The sequence below is a fragment of the Enterobacter cloacae complex sp. P2B genome (assembly GCF_014895985.1).
Lineage (GTDB): Bacteria > Pseudomonadota > Gammaproteobacteria > Enterobacterales > Enterobacteriaceae > Enterobacter > Enterobacter bugandensis.
The window spans coordinates 60,939-73,653 of sequence record NZ_JADBQQ010000017.1 but is presented as its reverse complement, the minus strand read 5'-3'; the positions used below and the strand labels follow the sequence as shown (position 1 = coordinate 73,653).

7 protein-coding genes are annotated in these 12,715 nt (G+C 58.3%); all 7 read right to left on the bottom strand.

Annotated elements, in window-relative coordinates:
• Positions 1 to 31 precede the first annotated feature (31 nt).
• The 7 genes from ndk to IM313_RS15380 all read right to left on the bottom strand — a co-directional run bounded on the left by ndk (position 32) and on the right by IM313_RS15380 (position 12,617).
• Positions 32 to 463: a nucleoside-diphosphate kinase gene (gene ndk / locus IM313_RS15410; RefSeq protein WP_003860625.1), complete on the bottom strand. Its 432-nt coding sequence runs from the start codon at positions 461 to 463 to the stop codon at positions 32 to 34.
• A gap of 123 nt (positions 464 to 586) precedes the next feature.
• Positions 587 to 1,462, bottom strand: a complete 876-nt coding sequence (locus IM313_RS15405) for a 4Fe-4S dicluster domain-containing protein (RefSeq protein ID WP_028014063.1) — start codon at positions 1,460 to 1,462, stop codon at positions 587 to 589.
• The gene (locus IM313_RS15400) at positions 1,462 to 2,250 is read right to left on the bottom strand and encodes a DmsC/YnfH family molybdoenzyme membrane anchor subunit (protein ID WP_192971206.1); all 789 of its coding nucleotides are present in this window, start codon (positions 2,248 to 2,250) and stop codon (positions 1,462 to 1,464) included. The genes IM313_RS15405 and IM313_RS15400 overlap by 1 nt, the downstream gene beginning before the upstream one ends.
• Positions 2,243 to 2,872, bottom strand: coding sequence for a DMSO/selenate family reductase complex B subunit (locus IM313_RS15395; RefSeq protein ID WP_003860631.1), 630 nt, complete (start codon positions 2,870 to 2,872; stop codon positions 2,243 to 2,245). The genes IM313_RS15400 and IM313_RS15395 overlap by 8 nt, the downstream gene beginning before the upstream one ends.
• Complete coding sequence (locus IM313_RS15390; RefSeq protein WP_192971205.1) at positions 2,869 to 5,247, bottom strand: DMSO/selenate family reductase complex A subunit; 2,379 nt, start codon at positions 5,245 to 5,247, stop codon at positions 2,869 to 2,871. Before IM313_RS15390 ends, IM313_RS15395 begins: the two co-directional genes overlap by 4 nt.
• 88 nt (positions 5,248 to 5,335) lie before the next feature.
• A complete protein-coding gene (gene pbpC / locus IM313_RS15385; RefSeq protein ID WP_192971204.1) occupies positions 5,336 to 7,663 on the bottom strand; it encodes a peptidoglycan glycosyltransferase PbpC in 2,328 nt (775 codons plus the stop codon).
• 1 nt (position 7,664) lies between these two features.
• Complete coding sequence (locus tag IM313_RS15380) at positions 7,665 to 12,617, bottom strand: alpha-2-macroglobulin (protein WP_192971203.1); 4,953 nt, start codon at positions 12,615 to 12,617, stop codon at positions 7,665 to 7,667.
• Positions 12,618 to 12,715 lie beyond the last annotated feature (98 nt).

The window sequence follows — 12,715 nt, the reverse complement described above, 5'->3', positions numbered from 1 at the left end:
GCCACGTTTGCACGCGGCATTTACGAAATTATTAGCGAGTGCGCGGGCACACTTCGCCTTCAGCGAAGAAGAACGCGATTTCGCGCGCGGCAGACTCAACGGAGTCGGAACCGTGAGTGCCGTTCTCGGTGAAGCTGTCCGCGTAGTCAGCGCGCAGGGTACCTGCCAGCGCGTTGTCCGGGTTGGTTGCACCCAGCAGATCGCGGTGACGCTGTACCGCGTTTTCGCCTTCCAGCACGGAGACCACGATTGGACCGGAGGTCATGAACTCCACCAGGCCGTCAAAGAATGGACGACCTTCGTGCTCAGCGTAGAAGCCGCGAGCCTGCTCAACGGTCAGGTGCAGCATTTTGGTGCCAACGATCTTAAACCCTGCTGATTCAAAGCGAGCGAAGATGCTGCCAATAACGTTTTTTGCCACCGCGTTTGGTTTGATGATGGAAAAAGTACGTTCAATAGCCATTGATAACCTCTGTAAAATGTTCTGTTGTTTTGCATACCTGAGTATGGTGTGGCGCGGATTATAAAGAGCAATAGCGCCATTGCCTATGGTTCTGCATAACATTTTTTTAAAATGAGACGAAGATTAGCAACAGGCCGGATTTCGCATACCGTGTTGATGGCGTAAACAGAGCGGGCATTGCTTTTCATCAGGCGTAAATGACCAGAACTGGCGCTGGCACGTCAGGCAAACTGCTTTATATGCGGGAGTGGCCACGTTTTTTGCCGGTCCATCTGTTTCTGCGACGTTTATCGCCTCGTGCTGACATACTGCTTCACAGCCACCGCAGCCGGTACAGCGCCCGGTCTCCACCACCAGCGCGGCGTTCTCAAACCGAATCGCGTTTTCCGGGCAGCTTCGCCAGCACGCACCGCACAGCACGCACTTATTAATATCGAGTGCGATATCTGACTCGCTAAACGTCGAGAATGCCCTGCGCAGCTCCCGCGGCCCCGGGGAAACGCGACAGGCTTTTACATCCTCGCGGGGAACGTGCATCAGCGCACGACGAGCGATATTCACCTCGCCGATCGGTATGAGCTTAAACCCCCACTCCGCTTCACCACGGCGACGAAGCGCAAGATTAAGCCGGGCAAGCGCCAGCAGCCAGTCAGGGTATTGCTCTGCGTCGATACTGATAAAACGAACCTGGCGTTGCGCGTGCCACAGCAGCAGCTCATTCACCCCAGGTGCGCGTTCAGTAAAAGGCCCAACAAGGGTATCTCCACGCAGAAATCGCTTTCGCGGCGCGATGCCGGTAATGGCCCCGGAGGGGCAGACGAACAGGCAGTCACCGCATTCAATACAGCGATTTTCATCAACCGAGACGCCGGTTTCCGTAAAAGAAAAAGCCTGCGCTGGACAAACGTCCGCGCAGGCGCAGCAGGAAGCGTGGCGAAAACGGCGACGGACGCACGCATGCGTCACGTCCATCGCAGGGGCAAACGTCAATCTGCCCATCAGCCAATACTGAAGAAAACGAAGCGCAGCATCAGCTCACCCACAATCAGCAAGGCGCTGCCCAGCAGCAGCGTGCCGCGCGCCGCTTTCAGGCCGCCCGCAGCAAAGCAGAGCATACCTGCAACGGAGACGCACCAGCTTAGAAGGTGTAACGTTCGCAGCTGCGCCAGCATCTTGAGCGGATCATGAGGGAACGTCACCACGGTAGTGTCTGTGGCAGAGATGTCGGCCAGCCAGACGGGCTGCATCACCAGACGCACAAGCACCAGCAGCGTGATAATGACTACCGCCGCACGCAGAGCAGCTCGGGAGCGCATCCCTGCCGCCATGCAGGCAGAACCAATAATGCCCACCGAGCCGATAAACAGCACCAGCGTGTTGATATGCTGCCAGGTCACCACGGACGCGTGCATGTAGATTTGTGCCATGCAGAACACGTCCACCAGCCCGACAAGACCCGCCACGGCCAAAAGTAGCTTCCAGCCTGGCTTATTGGAAAACATCAGCAGCACGGCGAGGCCAAGCGCCGCCAGGTAAAGGCTGGCGAAGATAATCTCGCGGCTCAGCCACGAGCTGGAGACGTGGCGTAGCGCGTTCAGGGCGTTGAGCGGATAGCCCATATGCAGCGCTGAGGCGAGCAGCCCCAGGCTCGCCAGCACAAACGCCCCAGCGGCAGGCAGCAGCGCGCTACGCGGTGTAGTATGCGCCCCCCCGAACGCCAGCCAGAGCGTCACGCCAACCGATCCCTGCAGGAACAGCGTAAAAATCAGCAGCGGTAACTCATGCATGACGTTTCCCCTCTTTCTCTGCGCCCTGATGCGCTTTGATCACCAGGTTCGGTTTTGTAATCGAGGAATCAGGCAAGCCCTTCACATCGCATACCGCACCGTATTTCGCCCGAAGTTCATCAATAGGCCCAAATTTGATCGCCTCAAGCGGACAGGTTGCCACGCAGACGGGCTGCTCGCCCTTCGCCTGCAGATCCACGCAAAAATCGCATTTGGACATCTGCCCGGTCTGCTCGTTGAGCTGTGGCGCGCCGTAAGGGCAAGACCACGCGCAGTACCCGCAGCCCACACACTTATCCGTATCAACGCGCACGATGCCGTCGCCCGGACGCTTGTGCATTGCGGTGGTCGGGCAGTTTTTGGTGCAGATTGGGTCCGCACAGTGGTTACAGGAAATAGAGAGCGTGTAGGCAAAAACGTTGTTGCTAACGCCGCCCTGCCCGGTTGGGATGAAATTCCCACCGTTGACTTCGTATACGCGACGGAAACGACGTCCGACCTCAAGGTTATTTTTGTCTTTGCACGCCACCTGGCATGCCTTGCAGCCCGAGCAGCGGGAAGAGTCAATATAGAAACCCAGCTGTTTATCGCTCACCGGCGCGTAGTGTTTAAACTGACTCATGCTTTAGCTACCTCCACCAGCATGGTTTGATGGGAATTCCCTTTCGCAAGCGCGGTAATACGGGCAGAGCTGAGCACGTTCGCGCAGCCGCCTTTATCGACGCCCTGTTCGTCCGGCTGCCACCAGGCGCCTGCCTGCATGGCAACAACGCCCGGAATGATGCGCGGCGTGACCTCAGCCGGAATTTCACAAATGCCGCGCGCGTTATGAATGCGCACGGTATCCCCCTGGGAAATGCCGCGCTTTTGCGCGTCCTGCGGGTTGATCCACAGCTTTTGCTGCTGCGCCTCAATCAGCCACGGGTTAGCGTACTGGGTTGAGTTAGCACGGTTTTTCCCTTTCCAGGTGATCAGCTGCAGCGGGAAGGTTTTCGCCAGTTCGTCCTCCGGCCCTTCGTGGGCGGGCACGTAGTGCGACAGCGCCGGAATCTCCGGATGGTGCATGTCGTACAGACGCTTCGAGAAGATCTCAATTTTCCCGGACGGCGTCGGGAACGGATGATTTTGCGGATCGCGAATATTGTCTTCAAAAGCGACGAACGGCGCGCTTTTGAAAAGATGCTGGCGCGTCTTTTGTAGCGTCGCGAAGTCCGGCAGGTTTTCATCTGGCATGGAGAGCCGCGTCTGCTCCCAGATGTGCTCAATCCACGCTTTTTCGTCACGGCCCTCGCTGAATGAAGGTTCGACGCCAAGCTTAGCAGCAACTTCCCGCAGCCAGTCGTAGTCTGAACGGCGTTCGAATTCAGGTTCAATCAGCTTTTCCGACAGGATCAGATAGCTTGCCGTGCCCCAGGTTTCGCCGATATTCCAGCGTTCCATAAAGCTGGTTTCCGGCAGGAGAAGATCGGCGTATCGGGCGCTCGGCGTCATAAACAGATCGCTTGCCACGATAAACTCGATTTTCGACTCGTCTTCCAGCACGCGCGTCGCCTGATGCAGATCCGGGTTCTGGTTAGCCAGATAATTTCCCGCCAGCGAGAAGAGGATGCGGATATTGCTGTCCAGCTTCTCTGCATCCTTCAGGCCGTCTTTCGCCGTTACCTTAGAAGCATCATCGGCGGCCTGCACCCAGTTCATCACCGATATTTTGGCTTTTACCGGGTTATCCGGCATCTCCGGCCCGGTAGCAAATTTACGATTAGCGCAGCCGCCATAGCCTGCCGCCCAGCCGCCCTTCACCCCAACGTTACCCGTCAGCGTTGCCAGTAACGTCGAGCCGCGCGCGGTGCGCTCGCCGCAGTTATGGCGCTGCGGTCCCCAGCCCTGGATCAGCGCGGCGGGTTTGGTGGTTGCGTAGTCGCGCGCCAGCTGACGAATGGTCTGCGCAGGCACGTGGGTGATTTTCTCTGCCCACTCGGGCGTTTTCGCCACGCCATCTTTTGCGCCGCTCAGATAAGCCATCAGGGATTCATTGGCCGGAACGCCTTCCGGCATGGATGCTTCGTCAAAGCCCAGGGTATAGCGCTGAATGAAGTCGCGATCGTGCAGGTTCTCCGTGACGATCGTGTACATCATGGCGTCCATCAGGGCGTTGTCTGTTGTGGGAAGCAGCGGGATCCACTGGTCAGCCAGGGAAGAAACCGTATCGGAATAGCGCGGATCGACAACGATAAAGCGCGTGCCGTTTTGCTTCATCTTCTGATAGAAGTAGTTGCTGTGACCAAAGATCGTTTCCGTCGGGTTATGTCCCCAGAGAATGACCAGTTTGGTATCCAGCAGCGTGTCCAGAGAGCTGCCGCTGGCGGCGGTGCCGTAGGTATACGGCGTGGCTGCCGCCGTGTTGCCCATACTGACCGAGTGATAGCTTTCAAGATAGCCGCCGGTTAAGTTGAGCAGACGACGAACCATTTTATCGCCGGAAAACGTTCCGCCGGATACCGCAGTGCCCACATGCACATAGCGTGAGGCAGCGCCGTATTTTTGTGTAATCGTTTTTAATTGATTCGCAATAAGCGTGGTGGCTTCATCCCAGGTAATACGCTCGAATTTTCCTTCGCCACGTTTACCCACGCGTTTCATTGGATATTTAAGCCGATCGGGATGATAAACAAATTTCCGATAAGCGCGGCCACGAACGCAGGCGCGCATTATCGGCATCTCCGGATCTAACGCATTGTCCGGGCGGGTAGAAATTCGGGTTACAACGCCCTCACTAACGTGAGCACGAATATCACACTTCCCGCCACAGTCAAACGTGCTACAGGTCTGCACGACTTTTTCTTCAGGCGTCACGTCTGCTGCCACCGTGCTCTGTGCCCGTGCTTTGCTGGTTGTCACCACAAACGGGAGTGCGGCCAGAGCCGATCCTGCCTGAATAAAATGCCGCCGGGACAGGGCAGGAATAAGACCCTCTTCCTGATTTTTATTCTCTTTCATTGCTCGTTCCTACAAATAAAAACGCATTCTCGTTTTTTTTCAGGAACGCATATTGATAATTATCAAGCTAACTCTTCAGAGGTAATACTTAACGGTCTAATTCAAAATTGACCGTCGCCGTTTGGCCTGATTTATCCATTACCAGTAATTGATATTCACCCGGTAAATATAATTTTAATGAATAATTATAATTCCGCCCCGCTAAAGGCTCTCCATTTAAAAACCACCAGCGCTCCCCTTCCCCTCCTGTTGAAATAACAGAAAGCGTGACATTACCTTCACCGGGAAGTCGCTTAATAACAGCCCCCTCTCTGATACCCGAAATCATAAGCGGCGCTACATTGTTATTGTCCAGAGGCGGACAGTCAGTTGATCGGGCAGGGAGACGCGCAGCCCTTTTTTCAGCAGCGGGCAACCAAGGCTCCAGCGGCAGCGGCCAGACGTCCAGGACTTTCTCTGTAGCATCGGGGCAATCTGCGGCCACACGTTTGCCCTTTTTATCCACCCAGACCGGGAAACGAATGCCGCGAATACCTTCCTGCTCCGGCAGCAGCAGCGTGGGTGGTTCACTCCCTTCCAGCAGCCAGGTCGAAAGACGACGCCGACAGTTTTCACTGCCTTCCGGCAGCGACTGGCCGCCCGGCCAGCAGATCACGCCCCGCCCGACGCTCTCCGGACGCGGATCGCGCGGCAGACGGGCTTCGTCTACCGTTGAGCGCGACTGAAGCAGGTTATTGACCTGGTTTAATAGCGGCACTGCACTGGCGAAACCAAACTGCCCCGCCACTGGCGTGCCGTCCGGTCGTCCGGTCCAGATGCCTATCACGTAGCGGGCATTCAGACCGATGGCCCAGGCATCACGGTAGCCGTAGCTGGTGCCGGTTTTCCATGCCAGCGGGGCGATTTGCGGTAGCGCACTGTCCGGCAGCGGCTGCGCTTCATTCGCCAGAATACGGCGAATAATCCACGCCGAGCCTGGCGATAACAGCGGACGTTCAGTGAACGGATCGCCCGGCTGTAAGCGCAGCCGGCCCGCCTTGCCATGCCTTGCAAAGGCGCTGTACGCGGCGGCGATATCCGCCAGCCTCGCGCCTGCGCCACCCAGGATCAGCGACAGATTCGGCTGCGCTCCGGCAGGCAGGATCAGCGGCAGGCCTGCGTTACTCAGCATCCCGGCAAACCGTTTGGGACCGTAGGCTTCCAGCACCTGGACGGCTGGCAGGTTGAGCGAGCGCACCAGCGCTTCACTCATGCTGACCGGCCCGTGGAACCCGCTGTCAAAATTTCCCGGGCGATAATCACCGGTTTTTCTGGGCACGTCCTGAAGCAGCGAGGCGGGATGGATCAGGCCATCATCCAGCGCCATACCGTAGATAAACGGTTTCAATACCGAGCCCGGGGATCGGATCGCGTTAACCATATCCACATGGCTGAAACGCGTGTCATCATTGATATCCACCGAGCCGACCCAGCCGCGCACCTTCATGTCGGTATGATCGACCACGATCATCGCCAGCGAACTGCGTGCCGGCAGGCGGGATTTCCAGTTCATCGCCAGCTCTTCCAGCTGCCGTTGCAGTCCGGCATCCAGCGTAGTGACAATCTTTGTGTCGCGGCTTTTGCCGAGCATCATGCGTGCAAAGAGCGGGGCCAGCTGCGGCATCTGCCGGGGAGCCAGCCATACCGGCTCTTCACGGGACTCTTTCACCTGCTTTGCTGACCAGACGCCCTGAATCATCATGCGATCGAGCACTTTGTTGCGTGCCGCTTCGGCCCGCTCGGGCCAGCGATCCGGGCGCAGACGGCTGGGTGCCTGCGGCAGTACCGCCAGCAACGCCGCGTCGGAGTAGCTCAGCTGCGACGGGGGTTTCCCAAGGTAGGTCCAACTTGCTGCTCCCACGCCCTGCAGCGTGCCGCCAAACGGAGCACGATTGAGATAGAGCGTAAGAATGTCACGCTTAGAGAGGTGCCATTCCAGCTGCATCGCCCGCCAGAGCTGGCGAATTTTGCCGCCAAAGGTGCGCGGATGCGGATCCAGCAGGCGTGCCACCTGCATGGTAAGCGTGCTTCCTCCCGAAACCACTCTTCCGGAACTGAGATCCTGCCAGGCGGCGCGCAGGACAGAGAGCGGGTTTACGCCCGGATGCTCCCAGAACCAGCGATCTTCGTACTGGATCAGAGCCTCAAGATAACGGGGAGAAACCTCTTCAATGGTCACCGGGTAGCGCCAGATGCCTTCGCTGTCGGCAAAACGCCAGAGCGGCGCGCCCTTCTCGTCCACCACAACTCGTGCGGGGTTAACCTCTTTCAGAGGCAGCGGCCACAGGCGGTCGGCGGCGACAATCAGCCCCCCTAAAACGAGAAGCGCTCCCGCCAGCCAAAGCCAGCGGGAGCGTGTCAGACGCGCTATCAACATATTACGGAACAACAATCAGCGGGCCGCTGGCCGCACCCGTTGCCCGCCACTGCGGAACGTACATAGACTCCACCATCGGAACCGGCACCTGGTAGGTGCCCGGCGTTACGGCACGGGCCAGATAAACCAGCGTAACCGGCTGACCTTCGTTTACCGGCACGGCGGCCACAAAGCGGTCGTCGCGGAACTCCATGTGCTGAATGTCCGCCTGCTGCATCTGGCTGAGCAGGTTCTGCACTTCGCTGCCGCTGTCCTGCAGGCTTGCGCTGCTGCTCGCCAGGTTCTGGTTTTCCAGCTCCAGACCAGCAGGGAGGAGATCCACAACCAGCGCATCCGGCACGTTCTGGCTGGCTTTCACTTCAAGCCAGACCAGCACCAGCTCACCGCTCTTCAGCGAAGAGAGCGATTTGCTGCTGCCATCGGTTGCCAGGATATGACGTTCAACCTGCAGCACGTTGGAACTCGGCTGAGGCGCATATTCCGGATAGCCGGTGCTGTCCAGACGTACCCACAGCGGTGCCGTGCCGGTATTGGTTACCTGAAGCGCACCAAGCTGGTCGCCGCTTACGTTTTGTACCTGCGCCTTATCGCCGCCTGATGCGGTATCAGACAACGTGGTTTTCGCCTGCCACTCGCCTGACAGGGTTTGCAGCGAACGTCCGGCCAGGAACAGCGCATTGCTCTCCTGGGTGGATAGCCAGCGCTGGCTGAATGCCTGTTCAGAAAGAGCATTCAGCAGCGTATTTTGCGCATCCGGCAGCAATTTATACTCCTCCAGAAGGGAGAGCATTAGTGCGTTATCGCGAAGCGGGCTGCCGTAATCGGCCATCCATGTTTTTCTGTCGTTACGCGGCGTTTTGAGCGCCAGATCCAGCGCCTGTTGGCTGCGCGGCGCATCGCCCATCAGTTTGAGCGCCATGCCCAGCTGCATCAGCGGCAGCCCGGAAGCCGCCTGCCCGTGGCGCTCCCAGATTTCACGCAGCGCGCCGAGCGGGGCTTTTTGCTGACGCGCCAGCACCAGCGAGGCATACGCCTGCACGGCAAATTTGCTGGCCTGGGTGTCGTCGCTGTAGCGGATAGACATCATGCCCGGATCCTGCAGGTAGCGCAGCAGACGGTTGTTGGCGTTGTTCACCGCATCGGCAGGTACGCTATAACCCTGCTCGCCCGCGCGCACCAGGAAGTCAGTCACATAGGCGGTCAGCCAGTACTCTTCCGGGCCGTTTTTATCCCACAAAGCAAAACCGCCATCATCACGCTGCATCTGCAGCAGACGGGAGATCCCAATATCAATGGCAGCACGGCGCTTGTCATCGGTATCTCCTTTTATACCAAGCGCGGTAAGCTGCGCGGCGTTGGTATAGAGTGACGGGAACAGGCCGCTGGTGGTCTGCTCCAGGCAGCCATACGGATACGCCTGCAGTTCACGAATATAGCGCGCCAGGTTGAGCGGTGGTTTGCCGCTCAGCAGCAGTTGCCCCTGCAGGGTGGCAGGAGAGAAACCGTTGCTGTGCTGCGCCGGTGCGGTCCAGGACTCGCCGGGGTTCAACATGGCACCGGTATTGACCGTCTGCGCCGGGAATGCCGGACGTACGCCAATTTTCCAGCTCTTCTGCTGCGGGGCAAAGGTTTCGCCCGGAAGCTCCAGGCCGGTAACCTGCGCCGTCACCTCACCGTCGCCATAACCCTCCAGTGCGCGCACCGGAATAAACAGGGTACTGCGCGCGCCCGGCGGCAACTGAACCGGCTGCGGCTGTGCACCTTCCAGCGACACTTTGCCTGTCGCGCTCAGGGCGATATTCAGCGTTTGCGGCCGATCGGTCAGGTTGGTGATATCCAGCGTCAGCCGTGAGGTATCGCCGTTCGCCATGAAGCGCGGGGTATTAAGCTCGGTAATGACCGGCGCGGCCACCACAACCTTGCTTTCGCTGCTGCCGAAATCATCTTCCGTCCACGCCTGCGCCATCAGACGCAGTTCGCCGTTGAAATCACCAATCGGCAGCGTAACGGTGCCTTCTCCGTTGGCATCCAGCGTAACCGGCTGAGCCTGCTGGGCAATAATGGTGACGTGGTTCACCGGCGGTTTACCGCCGCGCTTGAGTTCATCGCCGTCACCACCGAAACGCAGCGCGGCCATGCGGCCCTGCCCTTCAATGACCTGGCCGTAGATATCATAGATATCCGCGCCATAACGCTTCTGGCCGAAGAAGGCCTGCCATGGATCTGGCGTAACGTAATCGGTAATGTTCAGCACGCCGCTGTCCACCGCCGACACCAGCACGTTCACTTTCTGCGGAACCGCCCCCTCTTTCACGCTGGCCTTCACCTTCACGGAGAGCGTCTGGTTTGGACGCATTTTCTGCGGGTTATCCAGCGCTATGTTCAGGCGGCGATTTTCGTCGCCCATCGGCAGATGCAGCAGACCAACCGCGCGCTTCGGCGTGGCGGATTTGGATTTATCGCCAGGACGCACCACCAGCGTACTGAGATAGAGATCGTGACGTTTCCAGGCTTTATCCACCGGAATGGAAAGATCGAGCCCGTTTGCCGGTACGTCGATCTCTTTCCACCACAGCGGCCCTTCGCTGGATTCGATCATGGCATAGCCCTTGCCTGCGGCTGGCGCTGCTATGTGCAGCTGGATGGTATCGCCTGGCTGATAGGCCGGTTTATCCAGTTTCAGGGTCACGCGGTCAGGGCGCACCGCACCCGTGCCGTCGCTGTTATCCTGCCAGCTGTAACCTGCCCAGAAGCGCACGCTGCTGACCACATCATCAGGCGCTTTCACTTCCAGACGGTATGAGCCCCACTCCACCGGGAAGGTGACTTTGCCGGTTTCATCGGCCTTAAGGCTAAGCTCCTGCTCGCCCTCAATCAGATCTTTTTGATCAAACTGAGACTGCCAGCCTTCGCTCTCGGACCAGTTCCAGAAATAGTCGCGGCGTTCACGGATCAGGCGTACCTGTAAGCCGGATACCGCTTTTTTCGCGCCGCTGGCATCGGCATAGACGATGTCAAAGCTGGCGTTACCGTTCTCGTCGACGATCGGTTGGTTGACGGTGGTATCGGTACGGTAGTCGTAGACCGCCTTACTGGCGAACTGCGGACGGATACCCGGCAGTTGCGCCGCCGGCCAGATAGCCTGCTCCGCGCGGCGCGTCACCGGACGGCCGCCTGATTCCAGCAGGCTCGCCTGCAGGATCAGCTGCAGAGGAGAGTGTACCTCTTTCCACTGGCTTTCGATGGTGACCTGCCCGTGCCCCTGCTCATCCAGCATAAGCTGCACTTCATCCAGACTGCGGCTCAGATTTTCCTCCGCAATATCACCAAACTGGAAGCCGGGCAGCGCAGCAACGGCCTCACGCAGCGGACGCAGGAAAAGCTGGCCCTGAAGAGAATTGCCGTTGGCCGGAGCGCCATACAGGTAATAGCCCACGATGTTGAAGTCCACCTCATCCTGTGGGGAAACCGGTGCTTTTTGTCCCGTCAGATTGAGCGCCATACGCTCGGGCATAAAATCTTCGACGTGGAAATCCCACAGGCGCTGCTGGTTATCGCCCGTATTGGCGCGAATATGCCACATGCCTGTCTGCGCGCCGCTATCCAGCGGGTAGTTGAAGCGGTAGAGGCCGTTCTCAGGCTGAACAACGATCGTGCGTGCCACCTGGCCGTCCGGGCGCAGCACGTCAAGCTTCACGGGCTGATCGGGAAGCGGTTTTCCGTCGCTGTCGCGCAGCAGGCCGTTAAGGATCACCGTTTCACCCGGACGATAGAGATCGCGTGGGCCAAACATAAAGAATTGCTTGCTGAAGCCGGGGCTACCGGCGATGTCGAACTCTGCCAGGTCGAGCGCTGGCAGCTTGAGATCGAGCAGCGTAGTTTGGCCGTCTTTGCTGGCGAGGATCAGCGCGGCTTCTTTGTCTGTTTCAAGCTTCGCATGGCCGTCGGCGTCGCTGCTGGCTTCCGCGAGCGTCTGACCTTTGTCATTCAGCAGCGTGACGGTGACGCCGGACTGCGCCGCACCGTTTTCCAGGCTCTGGGTGAAAATGTCCAGCCGGTTATGATAGCGGTGAGCAGACAAACCGATATCGCTCAGGGTAAAGAGCGTTGCGGCATTACTGTAGTTGTAGTGCCCTGCCTGGTTCATGACGGCGATATAAACGCCGGACTGCTGAAGCGGCTTGATATCTTTAAGCGGCAGGAGCAGTTTTTCACGCGTGTTGCGCGCCGGGTTGAGGTCAAAACGACCGGTATAGACCAGTTCCGCCATCTTCAACAGATTGTCAGATTCCCAGTTGGTCAGCGAGTTGCGGTACTCCCACTGGCTGACAAACGAGGCCAGCGATTCCGGTTTCACGCGGTAGAAATTGACGTCCACATTGTTGACGTTAAGCGCCATCACCGGCAGCCCTTCCACCACCTTGCCCGGCAGCAGCGAGCCGCGGCTGGCAAAACCGACCGTCGGCTCTATATCTCGCGTGGTCAGGGCTTTTTCATAATCAATGCCAAAAGTCGCTTTGTTCAGCGCCACCAGCCCACGATCCACGGTGATAACCAGGTTTCGGTTAGGCTCCAGATGGCGCAGGCGAAGCTCTTTCAGGTTAGGCGCAAGTTCCCACGCCCCGTCAACTTTGCCGCTTTTCTTATCCACAACATGCACTGTTTTCGCGAAATCCTGTTCCGGATCCAGCGGGACAGAGAAGGTCAGCACCAGCGTAGCGGCGCCGTCCAGTTGCACTTCAGACGCATCAAGCAGAGTCAGCGCTTTTCCCTGACTCTGGGCGGCCATTTTAGCCAGCTTTTCAGCGTCGGGCTTTTCCGCGGCTTTCGGTGTTGATGCGGTGGATGCTGCGGGAGCCGCAGCCTGAGGTTTATCGTCGCTGTTATCACAGCCGACAAGCGTAAAGGTGGTGAGCAGCGCGAGAGAGATCGCGGCTAAGCGAAACGGTTTCATCCTGTGTCCCTGGCCTGAGGGGGCCTGTTGGTCGTCGTCCGGATAAGTATTATCCGCAAGTTTCGTTAATACAAAAAGTCCAATTTAAGAATCTGGAA